A 15,643-nucleotide genomic window follows, 5' to 3' on the forward strand; every position below is an offset into this window, starting at 1 on the left:
GCGCACGGGCCCATCGACTGCGGGACGGCGGCTCCTCAATCGAGCCACGACTTCCAGACCGACGCGTTCCGGTCGAGCCACTCGTCCACGACCGTGTCGATGTCCACCCCGTCGACCTCGACCCGGGCGATCAGTTCCCCCATCTCGTCGTTGGAGATGCGAAAGGCGCCGACCGCCTGCGCCGGCACCGGCCAGCGCTCTGCCAGGTCGGCCGCGCCGACCTTCCAGATCGGGCCCGACGGCTTGCCGCAGTCGTAGCGCTGCTCGGCGTAGCACTCTTCGGTGAACTTCGGGAACGCCACCCACTCGCCGTCGAAGCGGGCCGGAGCCCAGTGGGGCGCGTAGACCCACAGAAGCACCGGCTGGCGCTTGGCGGTGGCCGACTTCAGGGTGGCGTAGAGATCGGCCTCGGTGTCGGCGTGCATCACCTCGAATTCGAGGCCGAGGGCCGCGACCCGCTCCTCGTCGAAGCCTCCCCAGGTCACCGGTCCGCCGAGATAGCGGCCCCTCGGCGCCGTTTCCGGCACCGCGAACATCGAGGCACACGCGTTGAGGGCCTGCCAGTCCGGCAGGCCGGGACAGCGCTCCTTGGCGTAGGCGGGAAACCACCACTCCTCCCGTGCGATCATGCCGGTCTCGCCGAGGATGCCGACATTCCCGGCCGCAACCGCGTCCTCAAGGGCCGCCATGCCGGCCGTCGACCAGTACTCCATGGCGACGTCGATGCGGCCCGCCGCGATCTCCTCCAACTGGTCCATGTAGTTGACGTCGACATACTCGACCCGAAAACCGGCCCTGGTGAGGATCGTACCGACGATGCGCGTCGTGATGCGCTGGCCGGTCCAGTCATTGAGGGCGAACCGGATCCCGCTCTGGCTGCCGGCCGAAACAGACCCGACCATCAGCCCCGAAAAGACCAGACAAAGGCAAGCGCACACCAGGCCGGCGGCCGCCACCATGCGACGCCCCCCAGGCTTTGACGGGCCTGCAGCCCCTTCCTCGCGGCGGCGCGCAACCCCCCGGTGCGCCCGCCGCCATTTCGCCGGCGACATCGTCCCCTCTTCCGCGCCACCCCTGGCGCATCTCCGAGCCCCCGATCAGGATGCCTTCCTGTCTTCGGTGTGACAAGCTGCATTCCCACATCAAAATCCACAATTCCCACACGGAACCCGCAGGACCCAAGCCGATGGCGCCCGATCGCCCGACAGAGGTCGTCCTCGATGGCCGGCTCAGCCCCCGCCAGGCGGAGATCCTCCGCCTCGTCCGGAGCCTCGGCAGGTTCGCCATCGCCGACCTCGCCACGCATCTCGCGGTGTCGGAGGAGACGGTGCGGCGCGACGTGCGCCCGATGGCGGCGAGGGGGGTCGTGCGCAAGCTCCACGGCGCCGTGGCGGTCGCGGCCGCCACCACCGAGCCGCCGCTGTCGCGCCGCATGCAGGAGAATGTCGAGGCGAAGCAGCGCATCGCCGCCGCCGCCTCAGCCCAGATCGAGGACGGCGATTCGGTGATGCTCGACACCGGCTCGACGACGATCTTCGTCGCCCGCGCGCTGGCGCGGCGGCAGCGACTGATCGTCGTGACGAACTCGACCGAGGTGGCGCGCGTGCTGGCGCAGACCGACGGCTCGCGCGTCTTCCTCGCCGGCGGCGAGATCCGCGGCGACGACGCCGCCGTGTTCGGGCCGCAGACGGCGGCCTTCGTCGGCCAGTTCGTCGCCCGCACCGCCATCCTCTCGATCGGCGGTATCGACCCCGTGCACGGCCTCACCGACTATCACGTCGGCGAGGCGGAGTTCTCGCGAGCGGTCATCCCGCAGGTCGACCGCGTCATCGTCGTCGCAGACAGCACCAAGTTCCAGCGCCGCGGCTTCGCGCGGGTCTGCGGCTTCGAGAGCATCGACATGGTCATCACCGATGCAGCGCCGCCCGCCGACACGGCCGCCCGCCTCGCCGAGGCCGGCGTCACGGTGCTGGTGGTCGACTGAGGAACGGCGGTCGTTCTGGCGGCAGGACTCCCTCCGGACGACCGCGGCGAACCACGGCGGCCGCGATGGTTCGCGCTTCGGGCCGGGTGCCGGTCGTGCTAGTCGCCTCCATCATCCGTACGTCCGTATGAGGGAGCCGACCGTCGATGTCCCAGCCGAAGAACCGCTACGGCCGCACGGCGGCGCGCACCCACACGACGCTCGGCCTCGCCCGGCGGCCGTCGACGACCACAGTCGACGTCCACTGCCACATCCTCGTGCCCGAGGCGGCGAAGTTCGCCGGCCCGCACGTCGACCTCTCGAAGATCCCGCTCGCCCGCTACGCAGACGCCCTGACGCGCGAAATCAACGTCCAGCAGGACGCCGACCGCACCCACGTGATGACCGACGTCGACGCCCGGCTGACGGAGATGGATGCCACCGGCATCGACATCCAGGTCGTCGCGCCGCTGCCGCCGCAGTGCTACTTCACGGTCGATCCGAAGATCGCCGAGACGGCGCACCGCATGGTCAACGAGGGGGTCGCCGCCTTCGTGGCAAAGCGCCCCGACCGCTTCGCCGGCCTCGGCTCGGTCACCCTGCAGGAGCCGGAGCTTGCCGTCGCCGAGCTCGAGACGGTGATGAAGCTCGGCCTGAAAGGCGTGCAGATCCTGACGAACGTCGGCGGCGAGGAGCTCTCCGATCCCCGTTTCGAGCCCTTCTTCGCCGCCGCCGAGCGGCTCGGCGCCTTCGTCATGCTGCACCCGCTCGGTTTCACCGAGGGCCAGCGGCTGACGAAGCTCTATCTCAACAACGTCATCGGCAACCCGCTTGAGACGACGCTCGCCGTCCACAACCTGATCATGAACGGGACGCTGGCGAAGTTTCCGGAACTGAAGGTGCTCGCCGTCCACGGCGGTGGCTATCTCGCGAGCTATTCCGGCCGCATCGACCACGCCTGGGGCGCCCGCGAGGACGCCCGCGCCGCCCTGCCGCTGCCGCCGACGAGCTATCTGCGGCAGGTCTATCTCGACACGGTGGTCTTCTCCGTCCACCAGCTCGAGTACCTGATCGAGGTGTTCGGCGCCGACCGCATCCTGATGGGCACCGACTACCCCTTCGACATGGCCGAGTCCGACCCGGTCGGCCACGTCGCCGCGGTCGAATGGCTCGAGGAGCGCGACTTCGAGGCGATCTGTGGCGGCAACGCGGTGCGCGCGCTGGGGCTGTGAGGGGTACTTTCCCTCCCCCCTCGTGGGGGAGGTGGCCGGCGAAGCCGGCCGGAGGGGGCGCGGCGCGCAGCGCCGCGTCCGACGCCAGCGATCGATCGCCACCGCCGCACGCCGTCGGCTGCTCCGCCGGCGCCCTCCCCGGACGGCCTGCGGCGGCCCGACCCTCCCACAGGGGGAGGGTGGGTGCACGTCTTTTACGTCTGAGAGATCCGCTCTCAATACTCGACGATGCCGTCCAGGGCGTAGTGCTTCACCGTCTTGCGGTTGGCGATGAGCTCGTCGATGGTCGGCTCGCCCTTCATGGCGCGGGCGATGGCGAGCTTCGTCGCCTCGTACTGCGTCCGGTAGAGGTCCTTGCGGTCGAGGTTCTCGTCGGTGGCGCAGCGCGGGTCGAGCCAGACCATGATGATCAGGCAGATGTCGTCGACCTCGTCCTTCGGCAGCACGCCGTCGATGACGCAGTCGAGCACCGCGTCGCCGATGGCGCCCTGCACGACGCCGCCGAGGAGCTCGACGTAAGCCGCGCTGTCGATCGTCACCTTGGTCGTCATCATCGTCGCCGGGCGGACGAGCTGATTGAGATCACGGATCACGAACATCCGCGTGTGGCCGACCGCCTGGCCCATCATCGAGGCGAAGGCGTGCCCGGCCGGGCCCTTCACCGAGCCGATCAGCACCTCCGGCATCGCGTCCGTCGCCTGACCCTCGGCGGCGAGCACCGTCGCCTCGCCCGTGCGGAACCAGATCTCGCTCATGTCGTCCTCCAGCCGTGTTGAACCTCCGCGGCGATAGCACCGCCGTGCCGCGACCGTCCAGCCGGGACGGTCATCGCCGCCCGGCAGAGACTGGCCGTCGGCGCCATCCCCGGCTATGTGTGGCACCCGCGCGGGCCGGGCGTCCGTGTGCCACCTCATTTCGCGCCGTCCGGCGCAGCGCTTCGCGGGAGAGCCCGATGCCAAAGACCGCCCTCATCACCGGCGCAACCTCCGGATTCGGCGAGGCGACGGCGAAGAAGTTCGTCGCCAACGGCTGGAAGGTGATCGTCACCGGCCGTCGCGCCGATCGCCTGGCGACGCTGGTCGAGACGCTCGGCGGGCCGACGAAGGCCCATGGCGCGAGCTTCGACATCCGCGATGAGGCGGCGATGAACACGGCCCTCGACGCCGTGCCGGAGGACTTCCGCGGCGTCGACCTCCTGATCAACAACGCCGGCCTCGCCCTCGGCACGGCGCCGGCGCCGGAGAGCAAGCTCGACGACTGGAAGACGATGATCGACACCAACATCACGGCGCTGGTGACGATGACGAAGCGGATGCTGCCGACGCTGATGGAGCGCAAGGGCGCCATCATCAACATCTCGTCGACCGCCGCGCTCTACCCCTACATGGGCGGCAACGTCTACGGCGCCTCGAAGGCGTTCGTGAAGCACTTCTCCTACAACCTGCGCTGCGACGTCGTCGGCTCCGGAGTGCGCGTCACCTCCGTCGAGCCGGGGCTGTGCGAGAGCGAGTTCACGCTGGTGCGCACCGGCGGCAACCAGGCCGCCTACGATGCCCTCTACAAGGGCGCCGAGGCGATCCAGCCGGAGGACATCGCCGAGACGCTCTGGTGGGTCGCGACGCTACCGCCGCACATCAACATCAACGACATCGAGCTGATGCCGGTCAGCCAGACCTGGGCCGGCTTCAACATCCACCGCAAGCCCGCCTGATCCCGCAGCAATCTGAAATCATAGATTCAAGAAACCGAGGGAACCCCATGAAACTGCTGCGTTACGGCCCCGCGGGCCAGGAGAAGCCCGGCATCCTCGACGCCGACGGCCGCATCCGCGACCTCTCCGCCCACGTCGCCGACATCGACGGCGCGGCGCTGACCCCGGACGGGCTCGCGACGATCGCCGCGATCGACGTAGCGTCCCTGCCGGTGGTCGAGGGCGAGCCGCGCATCGGCGCCTGCGTCGGCAAGGTCGGCAAGTTCCTCTGCATCGGCCTCAACTATGCCGACCACGCCGCCGAGGCGGGCATGAAGCTGCCGCCGGAGCCGGTGCTGTTCATGAAGGCGACCTCCTGCATCGTCGGCCCGAACGACGACGTCGTGCTGCCGCGCACGGCGGTGAAGGGCGACTGGGAGGTCGAGCTCGGCGTCGTCATCGGCAAAAAGGCCAAGTACGTCACGGAGGACGAGGCCCTCGACCACGTCGCCGGCTACTGCACCATCAACGACGTGTCCGAGCGCTCCTTCCAGGCCGAGCGCGCCGGCCAGTGGACCAAGGGCAAGTCCTGCGACACCTTCGGCCCGATCGGTCCCTGGGTGGTGACGCGCGACGAGGTCGCCGACCCGCAGGACCTCAAGCTCTGGTGCCACGTCAACGGCAAGCCGATGCAGAACGGCTCGACCAACACGATGCACTTCGGCGTCAAGCACATCGTCTCCTACCTGTCGCAGTTCTTCACGCTGGAGCCGGGCGACGTCATCGCCACCGGAACGCCGCCGGGCGTCGGGCTCGGCATGAAGCCGCCGGTGTTCCTGAAGGCCGGCGACGTCATGGAGCTCGGCGTCGAGGGCCTCGGCACCCAGCGCCAGCGCGTCGTGGCCGACTGAGGCGCGCAGGCGGGTGAGCGACCTCTCCGATCGCGCGCTGCTCAAGGCGCTGTTCGATGCGGCGCTCGCCGCCTCCCTGCCGGACGGCCGCTTCGCCGGCCTGCTGCCGGAGCGACCGAAGGGGCGCACCCTCGTGCTCGCCGCCGGCAAGGGCGCGGCGCGCATGGCGGCGGCCTTCGAGGCGGAGTGGGGCGAGCCGGTCGAGGGGCTGGCGGTCACCCGCTACGGCCACGCCGTGCCCACCCGCCACATCGAGGTGGTCGAGGCGGCCCATCCGGTGCCGGACGCCGCCGGTCTCGAGGCGGCGGGGCGGATGCTCGAGATGGCCGGTGAGGCCGGGCCGGACGACCTCGTCGTCTTCCTGATCTCCGGCGGCGCCTCGGCGCTCTTGTCGCTGCCGGCGGACGGCATCACGCTCGACGACAAGCGGGCGATCACGACGGCGCTGCTCAAGTCGGGTGCGGCGATCGACGAGATGAACGCCGTCCGAAAGGCGCTGTCCGCGATCAAGGGCGGCCGGCTCGCCGCCGCCGCTCGCCGGGCGACGCGCGTCACCTACCTGATCTCCGACGTGCCGGGCGACGATCCCGGCGTCATCGGCTCGGGCCCCTCGATCCCGGAGGCGGCGACGACGGAGCGGGCGTTCGCGATCCTCGCCCGCTATGGCATCGAGGTGCCGCCGCATGTCGCGGAGGCGATCCGCCGGAACGTGCCGGCCGACGTCGCGCCCGGCGCGGTCCACATGCTGGCGACGCCGAAGATGGCGCTCGACGCCGCGGCGGCGAAGGCGCGCGCGCTCGGCCTGACGCCGCTGGTGCTCGGCGACGCCATCGAGGGCAACGCGGCGGAGGTCGGCACCGTCATGGCCGGCATCGCCAAGTCCGCGGCGGCGCACGGCGAGCCGGCGAAGCGGCCGTGCGTGCTGCTCTCGGGCGGCGAGACGACGGTGATCGTCCGCGGCAAGGGCAGGGGCGGGCGCAATGCCGAGTTCCTGCTGTCCCTGGCGATCCACCTCGGCGGCCTTCCGGGCGTGTCGGCGATCGCCTGCGACACCGACGGCATCGACGGGTCGGAGGACAACGCCGGCGCCTGGATCGATGCCGACGTGCTCACCCAAGCGAAGGCCGCGGGCATCGACGCGCTCGCGCGGCTTGCCGACAACGACGCCTACACGGTGTTCGAGGCCCTCGACCGGCTGGTGGTGACCGGCCCGACCTTCACCAACGTCAACGACTTCCGCGCGATCGTGGTGCGGTGATCAGCGGACGGATCGCGTCGTCTTCTCCGCCGCGTAGAGGGCGCGGAAGCGGGCGAGGCGCGGGGTGTAGAGCGCCGGCGCGGCCGCATCGGGCGTGAAGGTGCGGCGGATCGGCGGGCGGGTGCAGATCTCCGCCTCGCTGCCGGCGCCCGCGGCGAGCATGCCGAGACGGGCGGCGCCGAAGGCCGCGCCAAGTTCGGCGCCGCTCGGCAGGTCGAGCGGCACCTGCAGCACGTCGGCGATCATCTGCGTCCAGAAGGCCGAGCGCGAGCCGCCGCCGACGAGCAGGCAACTCGTCAGCGGCAGGCTTGCCGCATTGAAGACGTCGAGCCCGTCGGCGAAGCCGAAGGCGACGCCCTCGAGCACCGCATAGGCCATCGCGTCCGCCCCGTGCTCGGCGCGCAGGCCCTGGAACATGCCGGTCGCGCCGGCGTCGTTGTAGGGGGTGCGCTCGCCGGTGAGGTAGGGGAGGAACAAGGGCGCGTGTTCGCGGCGCCCGCGGTCGGCGGCAAACGCCTCCGCCTTGCCGATGAGGCCGGCGATGTCGTCGGCGTGGCCGGTGACACCGGCGACCCAGGAAAGCGCGGAGGCAGCGGCGAGCACCACCGCCATGCCGTGCCAGCGGCCGGGGAGCGCGTGGCAGAAGGCGTGCAGCGTCCGCTCGGGCAGCGCCGCGAGACGATCGGTGACGGAGAACAGCACGCCGGAGGTGCCGAGCGACAGGAAGCCCTCGCCGGTGCGCACCGCGCCGATGCCGACGGCGGACGCCGCATTGTCGCCGCCGCCACCGGCGACCGGGATCCGCCGCCCGGCGAGCCCCCAGTCCGCGGCGAGGCCGGCGGACAGGTCGGCCGAGATTTCGGAGCCTTCGACCAGTGACGGCATGTGCGAGCGGTCGAGGCCGCAGGCGGAAAGCAGCGCGTCGTCCCAGGCGCGCTTGCCGACGTCGAGCCAGAGCGTGCCGGCCGCGTCCGACATCTCGGAGACGGCAGCGCCCGTAAGCCTCAGGCGGACATAGTCCTTCGGCAGCAGCACGAGGCGCGTCTTCGCGAACACTTCGGGTTCGTGCTCGGCCACCCAGACGAGCTTCGGGGCGGTGAAGCCGGGCATCGGGATGTTCGCCGCGCGCGTCGTGAAGTCCGGCACGCGGCGCAGGAGCTCGGCGCACTGCGCCTCGGATCGGCCGTCGTTCCAGATGATTGCCGGGCGCAGCACTTGGTGAGCGCCGTCGAGCAGTACCGCGCCGTGCATCTGTCCGGAGAGGCCGATGGCGGCGACGCCGGCGAAGGCCTCCGGGGCCGAGGCGCGGACGGCGGCCACGGCGCCGAGCGTCGCCTGCCACCAGTCTTCCGGGTCCTGCTCCGACCACAAGGGCTTCGGCCGCGAGACGGTGAGCGGCAGCGACGCCTCCGTCAGCACCGCCTGCGACGGGTCGAGGAGCACGGCCTTCACCGACGAGGTGCCGACGTCGATGCCGAGGAAGCTGGTCATGGCGGTGGGTTCCGGAGAGGGCGGGCGGGCAAACATGGCAGGCGAATGGAGCGGCAGGCGTCAGATCGCCCGGCCGTCGCCGTCGAAGAGGTACACGCGGGCGGGGTCGATGGCGACGGTGAGCGGCACGCCCTTGTCGATGACGTGGCGGCCGGGGGCGAGGATGGTCAGCGTGTCGCCGTCGGGCGTCTGGGCATAGACCTGCGACGACCCGCCGAGGTTCTCGGCGAACTCGCCGGCGAGCGACAGCGCCGTGCCGCCGGCCCCGCCGAGTGCCATGTGCTCGGGGCGAAGCCCCGCCCGCACCTTGCCACCCTTCGAGACCCGCGGTGCCGCGTGGGTCGGGATCGTCGCCGCGCCGCCGACGAAGGCGGGGTGAGCGAGCGTCAAAGTGTGGTCGGTGCCGTCGGTCACCGTCGCCTCGAGGAAGTTCATCTTCGGCGAGCCGATGAAGCCGGCGACGAAGGTGTTGGCCGGCCGCTCGTAGAGGTCGGTCGGCGTGCCGATCTGCTCGACCTTGCCGGCGCGCAGCACGACGATGCGGTCGGCGAGCGTCATCGCCTCGATCTGGTCGTGAGTGACGTAGACCATCGTCACCCCGAGGTCGCGGTGCAGGCGGGCGATCTCGACGCGCATCTGGCTGCGCAGCTCCGCGTCGAGGTTCGACAACGGCTCGTCGAACAGGAACAGCTTCGGATCGCGGACAATGGCGCGGCCGATGGCGACGCGCTGGCGCTGGCCGCCGGAGAGCTGGCGCGGCTTGCGGTCGAGCAGCTGCTCGATCTGCAGGATGCGGGCGGCGTTGGCGACGCGCTTCTCGATCTCCGGCTTCGGCGTCTTCGCCATCACGAGGCCGAAGGCCATGTTCTCCTTGACGCTCATGTGCGGGTAGAGCGCGTAGGACTGGAACACCATCGCCACCTGGCGGGCGGCCGGCTCGACGTGGGTGACGACGCGCCCGTCGATCGAGATGTCGCCGTCGGTGACCTCTTCCAGGCCGGCGATCATGCGCAAGAGCGTCGACTTCCCGCAGCCCGACGGGCCGACGAAGACGACGAACTCGCCCTTTTCCGCCGACAGGCTGACGCGGTCGATGACGAGGTGGTCGCCGTAGCGCTTGACGACGTCGTCGATCTTCAGAAACGCCATTACGCGGCTCCCGCCATGCCTTGTCCCGTCGTCGCCATCAGCGCGCGGGCGTCCCGTTCGATGCGATTGCGGACCTCGAAGAGGTCGAGATAGGTGCGATAGGCGCGGGCGTGCGCCGCCTTCCAGGCCGGATCGGCGGCGTGCACCGTCTGCCGCGGCGCCATCCGTTCCACGGCGCCGAAGAGGTCGGGCGCGAGGCCGCCGGCGACGGCCGCCACCATGGCGGTGCCGAGCAGCACCGGCTCGGCGGTGTCGCTGGTGACGAGCTCGGCGCCGAGCGCGTCGCGGTAGAGCCGCATCATCAAGGGGTTCTTGATGTGGCCGCCGGCGAGCGTCACGCGGGTGATCGCGTAGCCGTGGCGGTTTAGGTGATCGACGATGTGGCGGGCCTGCAAGGCGAGCGCGCGGGCGGTGGCATAGTAGTGCTCGAGGAAGGCGCGCCGGCTCGTCTCCTCGCCGAGGCCGGTGACGAGCGCGCGCACGCTGCCGTCGCCGAGCGGCGCGCGGTTGCCGAGCCAGTCCGGCACGATGTGGCGGCGGGCGGCGAAGGCCGGGCCTTCCGCGTCGAGCACCGACAGGATCGCCGCGGCGGTGTCGCGGTGGTGCTCACCCGAGGCCTTGCCGGGGCTGCCGGGGTGGTGGTCGAGCACGGCGTCGAGGGCCGCGCCCGACAGGCTCTGGCCGGCCTCGTGCATCCAGAAGCCGGGGAAGACGGCGTCGCGGAATGGCCCCCAGACGCCGGAGATCTGCCGCTCGTCGGCCGCCCACGCCATGTGCGAGCTCGACGTGCCGGCGATCATCGCGAGCACCGTGTTCATCGCCCCGGCATAGCCGCGGCCGATGACGCCGAGCGCGCCGGCCTCGGCGTCGATCAGGCCGACGGCGACGGGCGTTCCCACCGGAAGCCCGGTTTCGGCCTCCGCCTCCGGCGAGACGTGCCCGTGCAGGGTGCCGACCGGCGACGGCGGCTCGTCGAGGCGGCCGAGGCGCAACAGGTCGGCGACGCCGAGGTGGGCCAGCAAGTCGCGCCGCCACGGGTCGGGGTCGTTCGGCAGGTAGGGCCACTTGGCGGCGAGGCCGCAGAGCGAGTGGCGGTCGGCGCCGGTGAGGCGGAGCGCCAGCTCGTCGCAGAGGTCGCGGGCGGCGGTGAGGCGCGCCCACGCTGCCGGCCGGTGCCGCTTCAGCCACAGGAGCTTCGGCAGGTTGATCTCCGGCGAAACGCTGCCGCCGACGTATCCGAGCCAGCGGTCGCCGGTGGCGCCGATCTCCTCGGCCTCCGCCTCGCCGCGGTGGTCCATCCAGCAGACCACATCGGCGTCGCCGTCGAGCGGCCGCTCGCCGTCGGCCCGCAGCGCGAGCGAGGAGGTGGCGTCGAAGGCGACGGCGGCGACACGGCGGGCGGCGTCGGGCTCGGCGGCGAGGCAGGCGCGGATCGCCGCCGTCGTCGCCGCCCAGATCTCGTCCATGCGGTAGACGGCATGGTGCTCGAGCGGCTTCAGCAGGGTGAACGGAGCGGTCGCGGTCGCCAGGCAGGTGCCGTCCGCGCCGAACAGGCCGGCACGCGCCGACAGCGTGCCGACGTCGACGGCGAGAAGGGTGGCATCGGGGGAGGGGGGCGTCGTCACAGCAGCGCCCGGGCCACGGCCTCGTCTGTGACGAGGTGGTTGACGTAGCGGGCGGCGAGCGCGCCGCGGATGACGGCCACCTTGTGAACGCCGCCGGAGGCGAGGATCGTCGTCGGGATCGAGCGCAGATCGGCGAGCGGCAATGCCATGACGCGCTGGTTGAGCGGATGGTCGACGGGATTGCCGTCGGCATCGAAATAGGTCGCCAGCATATCGCCGACAGCGCCAGCCTTCTTCAGACCCTCGGCGTTCTCGGCGACGATCTGGGTGGCGGCGAGGTTCGACCGGGTCGAGAGGTCACCGCAGGAGACGAGCGCGATGTCGACCTCGCGGGCCCGCCGCATCACGTCGGCGAGGCCATAGTGGGTGAGCAGCGTCGCGCGGCTCTCGACGCTCGGACAGTAGACGGGGGCCGCCATGTAGTGGCACTCGGCTTCCAGCATGCGCGTCAGCTCGGTCGAGACCTCGAACGTGTTGGTGCCGGAGCCGCGGGTGAGGCCGCCCATCAGGGCGACCACCCACAGCCCCGACGCTTTCCGCGGCGGCAGCCGCCGCACCGTGGCCGAGAGCGTCCGCCCCCACCCCACGCCGATCGACTGCTTGCCGACGATCAGCCGGTCGAGCAGCGCCGCCGCCGCCTCGCCGATCACCCGCTGCTGGTCGTCTTCGCCGACCGCCGGCACCACCACCGCCTCGGTGAGACCATAGCGCGCCTTCAGCGCCTCCTCCAAGGCGACGCAGTCGGCGAGCGGCATGCGCACCTCGATCCGCACCGAGCCGTCGGCGCGGGCCTGGCCGACGATGCGGTTGACCTTGAGCCGCGTCAGGCCGAGCCGGTCGGCGATCTCCTGCTGAGTGAGGCCGCCGACATAATAGTACCAGGTGACCCGCGCCCGGACGCGCTCGGCGTCGAGATCGTCGAGGCGCAGCAGGGCGCCGTCGCCGGACGGCAGGGTCACGAGGCTCTCGGCCACGCCCTCAGCCCCTCGCGAAGGCGGGCTTCAGCACCGCCACGGAGCGGCGGACGACGTCGAGCACCGAGGCGTCGTCGCGCTCGAAGGGGTAGAAGACCTCGAGGAACACCGGCTTGTCGCCATGGCCGGTGTGGGCGAGCAGCGCCACCGCGGCAGTCGGCTCCACCATGCCGGCCTCGGTGAAGTCCCAGTGCCGATCGTACTGGCCGTCCGTCTGCTGGATGTGGAGCATGCCGATGTCGTCCCCGAGCGCTTCCAGCCATCCTTCCATCCGCGCCCGGTAGCGTCCATAGAGCGGCTCGAAGGTGGCGTGGCCCCAGTCGACGCAGTAGCGCCACGACACGGCCGACCCGCGCACGTCCGCCATCATCTGCTCGGCTTGCGCGATCGTCGACGGCCACTCGCGGCGCATCGGCGTCGGCTCGACATAGAGCTCCGTCAGGCCGTGCGCCTTCGCCACCGCGGCGAGCCGGTGCATGCGGGCGAGGAGGTCGGCGTAGTCGGCCGCATCGATCGCATCCGCCTCGTGGGCGTCGGGGCGCGAGGCGATGGCGCCGAGAGGGCCGCCGACGGAGGGAATGCCGGCCAGAGCCGCAAAGCGGTAGGCGCGGCCGAGCCAGGCTTCCGCGACGTCGCGCACGGCCGAATCGGGGTGGAGCAGCTGGTTGTAGGTGTAGTGGGCGAGGCCGATGAAGGCGCTGTGGACGGTAACGTCGTGCGCCGCGGTCGCCTCGCGGATCGCGTGCGCCTGACGGTCGAGCAGGGCGTCCGGCCACGTCGGGTCGACGAGGTCGAAGGAGAGCTGCACGAGGCCGACGCCGAGCTCCTCGCGCACCAATCGCGCCCACAGCGCCGGTGTCACCCAGCGCTTGACGCAGAACGACAGGTTGACGCCGAAGCGCTCGCTCATCGCAGTCCCCCTCGCGAGTTCTATTTCGTGGCGCCCATCGTCAGCCCGCGCACCATGTGGCGGGAGACGAGGAGCGCGAAGATCGTCACCGGCAGCACGATGACGGTGCCGGTCGCCATGATCTTCCCCCACGGCAGCTCGTAGCCGGACATGAAGCTCGTCGCCGCCACCGGCGCCGTCTGCACGGCGCGGCGCGTCAGCACCAGCGCGTAGAGGAGCTCGTTCCACGAGAAGATGAAGGAGAAGATCGCCGAGACCGCGATGCCGGGCACGCCGAGCGGCAGGTAGATGCGCCAGAAGATCAGGAACTGGCTGGCACCGTCGAGGCGGGCCGCCTGCTCGAGCTCGCTCGGGATCGAGCGGAACTGGTCGGTGCAGATCCACACGACGATCGGCAGGTTGAAGGTGAGGTAGATCAGGATCAGCACCAGGTGGGTGTCGAGCAGGCCGAGCGTCTGGGCGAGCAGGTAGACCGGCAGCGCCAGCACGATCGGGCTGATCATGCGGTTGGAGATGAACCAGAACCACAGGTCCGATTTGCCGCGGAACTCGAAGCGGGCGAGCGCATAGGCGGCCGGCGCGCCGAGCACGATCGCGAGCAGCGTCGTCGAGGTGGCGATGATCAGCGAGTGCATCACCGACGAGATGATCTTCGGGTCCTCGAAGATCTCTCGGTAGTGGTCGAGCGTCGGCGTGAACAGCCAGACCGGCGGGGAGGCCAGAAGGTCGGACTGGTCCTTCAGGCTGCTCGTCACCATCCAGTAGAACGGGAACAACGTAAAGGCCAGCACGAGCAGGAGCCCGACGAAGTGGATGCCACGTCCGAAGCGCATCGACATCACTGGATCTCCCGGTAGAAGACGCGGATGTAGAGGCGGCTCAGCATGATCGTCAGGATCAGCAAGAGGATCGCCTGCGCCGAGGCGGTACCCATGTCGAAGACGCGGAAGCCGACGCGCTGGATGTAGATCGAGATCAGCTCGGTCGCCGTGCCCGGGCCGCCGCGCGTCATCGTGAAGATCATGTCGAAGAGCTTCAGCACGTCGGCCGAGCGCAGGATCAGGACGGCGGTGAGGCCGGGCAGGAGATAGGGCAGCTGCACGTAGCGCAGCAGTGCCACCTTGCTGGAGGTTTCGAGCCGCGCCGCCTCCTCGACCTCCACCGGCACCATCGACAGGCCGGCGAGGAAGATCAGCGCGCAGAACGGCGTCCACTGCCAGATGTCCATGATGGCGATCGCCGCAAACGCGCCATTGGTGGTGGCGAGCCAGTCGAAGCCGGGGATGCCGAACCAGCCGAGCATCTGGTTGGCGACGCCGAAATTGCCGTTGAAGACGAGGCGGCCGATCAGGCCGACGACGGCGTAGGTGGTGGCGAGCGGCACCACCAGCGAGACGCGCGACAGCGTGCGCAACAGCCCGAGGCCTGGCTTGTGCAGCAGCAGCGCGATGACGATGCCGAGGAAGATCTGGAACGGCATCACCGTCAGGAAGAACCGGAACGTCAGCCCCAGCGTGTCCCAGAAGGTCTGGTCGGTCAGGACCTTCTGGTAGTTGTCGAAGCCGATGAAGGGAAAGCCGTCGCGCGGCCGCGTGATGTTGTAGCGGCGGAACGAGGTGACGAGCGCGAAGATCGTCGGGTAGATGCCGATGACGAGCAGCGCCAGCACGGCCGGCGCCAGGAACAGCGCCGGCGTCCAGCGGCCGTAGCCGGGGTTAAGCCGGCCGGCGGGCTTCGGGGTCGGCGGGGCGGCGCTCATTCGAGGTTCGTGTGGTTGGCGCGCATGGCGTCCGGCGTGACGCCGAGACGGTCGCGCAGCTTCAGGATCATCACCTCGAAGAGAATGTACTGGGCGCCCTCGTAGAGCGAGCCCATCGGCAGCACCGAGGTCGCCGGGCCGGTATCGTCGGCCATCGTCTGGGCGGGGACGGGGAGGACGAAGTCTGCCCGCTTCGCCGCCTCGCCATCAGGCTGTGCCGTGACGACCAGCGTCTTGGCGCCGGCCTCCTTCGCCACGCCCATCAGGGCGAGCACGGTGGAGAATTCGCCTGGTCCGGCGGAGACGATCAAGAGGTCGCCCGGTCCGACCGGCGGAGTGGTCATGTCGCCGACCATCGCGGCCTGCCGGCCGAGATGGAAGAGCCGCATGGCGAAGCCCTTGATCTGCAGACCTTCGCGCCCGACGCCGTAGAGCGCGATGCGCTCGGCCGCAGCGATCGCCTCGACCGCACGGTCGACGGCGGTCTCGTCGAGGCGGGAGAAGACGCGGGCGAGGTCGTCGAGGGCCCGGTGATAGAGCGATGTCATCGCAGCGCTCCGTCGGCGCGAGGAAAACTCGGCGCGCGAGAAGTCTCGGGGTTCGGGAAAAGCGGGCGGGGGCCGCGAGCCGGCCACCCGCCCGGAAGCACCGGCCGCCGCGTCGAGACGGCGGCCGGTCGCG

At 70.7% G+C, this 15,643-nt stretch carries 15 protein-coding genes; 5 read left to right on the plus strand and 10 right to left on the minus strand.

Annotated features, from left to right (window positions below; all coding sequences use genetic code 11):
• Window positions 1-35: 35 nt before the first annotated feature.
• Window positions 36-902, minus strand: coding sequence for an ABC transporter substrate-binding protein (locus RUR49_RS21110; RefSeq protein ID WP_409148406.1), 867 nt, complete (start codon window positions 900-902; stop codon window positions 36-38).
• Between the two features lie 284 nt (window positions 903-1,186).
• On the opposite strand from RUR49_RS21110, the gene RUR49_RS21115 reads away from it, so the two are divergent.
• Window positions 1,187-1,984 carry a DeoR/GlpR family DNA-binding transcription regulator gene (locus RUR49_RS21115; RefSeq protein WP_409148407.1) on the plus strand — a complete coding sequence of 266 codons (798 nt, stop codon included), beginning with the start codon at window positions 1,187-1,189 and terminating at the stop codon, window positions 1,982-1,984.
• Window positions 1,985-2,130: 146 nt separating this feature from the next.
• The gene (locus RUR49_RS21120; RefSeq protein WP_409148408.1) at window positions 2,131-3,195 is read left to right on the plus strand and encodes an amidohydrolase family protein; all 1,065 of its coding nucleotides are present in this window, start codon (window positions 2,131-2,133) and stop codon (window positions 3,193-3,195) included.
• Between the two features lie 215 nt (window positions 3,196-3,410).
• Here the strand turns inward: RUR49_RS21120 and fae are convergent, their stop codons facing one another.
• Window positions 3,411-3,950 (minus strand): formaldehyde-activating enzyme, encoded by a 540-nt coding sequence (gene fae / locus RUR49_RS21125; RefSeq protein ID WP_409148409.1) that lies wholly within the window; start codon window positions 3,948-3,950, stop codon window positions 3,411-3,413.
• 197 nt (window positions 3,951-4,147) lie between these two features.
• Between fae and RUR49_RS21130 the strand changes: the two genes are divergently transcribed.
• The 3 genes from RUR49_RS21130 to RUR49_RS21140 are packed head-to-tail and all read left to right on the plus strand — an operon-like array spanning window position 4,148 to window position 7,054.
• Complete coding sequence (locus RUR49_RS21130; protein WP_409148410.1) at window positions 4,148-4,906, plus strand: SDR family NAD(P)-dependent oxidoreductase; 759 nt, start codon at window positions 4,148-4,150, stop codon at window positions 4,904-4,906.
• Between the two features lie 47 nt (window positions 4,907-4,953).
• Window positions 4,954-5,796 carry a fumarylacetoacetate hydrolase family protein gene (locus RUR49_RS21135; RefSeq protein ID WP_409148411.1) on the plus strand — a complete coding sequence of 281 codons (843 nt, stop codon included), beginning with the start codon at window positions 4,954-4,956 and terminating at the stop codon, window positions 5,794-5,796.
• A 13-nt stretch (window positions 5,797-5,809) separates the two neighbouring features.
• Window positions 5,810-7,054: a glycerate kinase gene (locus RUR49_RS21140; RefSeq protein WP_409148412.1), complete on the plus strand. Its 1,245-nt coding sequence runs from the start codon at window positions 5,810-5,812 to the stop codon at window positions 7,052-7,054.
• Here the strand turns inward: RUR49_RS21140 and xylB are convergent, their stop codons facing one another.
• The 8 genes from xylB to RUR49_RS21180 are packed head-to-tail and all read right to left on the minus strand — an operon-like array spanning window position 7,055 to window position 15,510.
• Window positions 7,055-8,545 carry a xylulokinase gene (xylB, locus tag RUR49_RS21145; protein WP_409148413.1) on the minus strand — a complete coding sequence of 497 codons (1,491 nt, stop codon included), beginning with the start codon at window positions 8,543-8,545 and terminating at the stop codon, window positions 7,055-7,057.
• Between the two features lie 60 nt (window positions 8,546-8,605).
• Window positions 8,606-9,694: an ABC transporter ATP-binding protein gene (locus RUR49_RS21150; RefSeq protein ID WP_409148414.1), complete on the minus strand. Its 1,089-nt coding sequence runs from the start codon at window positions 9,692-9,694 to the stop codon at window positions 8,606-8,608.
• Window positions 9,694-11,319 carry an FGGY-family carbohydrate kinase gene (locus RUR49_RS21155; protein WP_409148415.1) on the minus strand — a complete coding sequence of 542 codons (1,626 nt, stop codon included), beginning with the start codon at window positions 11,317-11,319 and terminating at the stop codon, window positions 9,694-9,696. Before RUR49_RS21155 ends, RUR49_RS21150 begins: the two co-directional genes overlap by 1 nt.
• Window positions 11,316-12,293 (minus strand): sugar-binding transcriptional regulator, encoded by a 978-nt coding sequence (locus RUR49_RS21160; protein ID WP_409148416.1) that lies wholly within the window; start codon window positions 12,291-12,293, stop codon window positions 11,316-11,318. The genes RUR49_RS21155 and RUR49_RS21160 overlap by 4 nt, the downstream gene beginning before the upstream one ends.
• 4 nt (window positions 12,294-12,297) lie before the next feature.
• On the minus strand, window positions 12,298-13,203 hold the full coding sequence (locus tag RUR49_RS21165) for a sugar phosphate isomerase/epimerase family protein (protein ID WP_409148417.1): 906 nt from the start codon (window positions 13,201-13,203) through the stop codon (window positions 12,298-12,300).
• A gap of 20 nt (window positions 13,204-13,223) precedes the next feature.
• Window positions 13,224-14,042, minus strand: a complete 819-nt coding sequence (locus RUR49_RS21170) for a carbohydrate ABC transporter permease (protein ID WP_409148418.1) — start codon at window positions 14,040-14,042, stop codon at window positions 13,224-13,226.
• Entirely contained in the window at window positions 14,042-14,962 is a 921-nt protein-coding gene (locus tag RUR49_RS21175) for a carbohydrate ABC transporter permease (protein WP_409148419.1), read from the minus strand. Before RUR49_RS21175 ends, RUR49_RS21170 begins: the two co-directional genes overlap by 1 nt.
• Window positions 14,959-15,510: an SIS domain-containing protein gene (locus RUR49_RS21180; RefSeq protein ID WP_409148420.1), complete on the minus strand. Its 552-nt coding sequence runs from the start codon at window positions 15,508-15,510 to the stop codon at window positions 14,959-14,961. Before RUR49_RS21180 ends, RUR49_RS21175 begins: the two co-directional genes overlap by 4 nt.
• Window positions 15,511-15,643: the final 133 nt, after the last annotated feature.

Origin of the sequence: Pseudoxanthobacter sp. M-2, from assembly GCF_046156265.1 — a bacterium.
GTDB lineage: Bacteria > Pseudomonadota > Alphaproteobacteria > Rhizobiales > Segnochrobactraceae > CAMDHY01.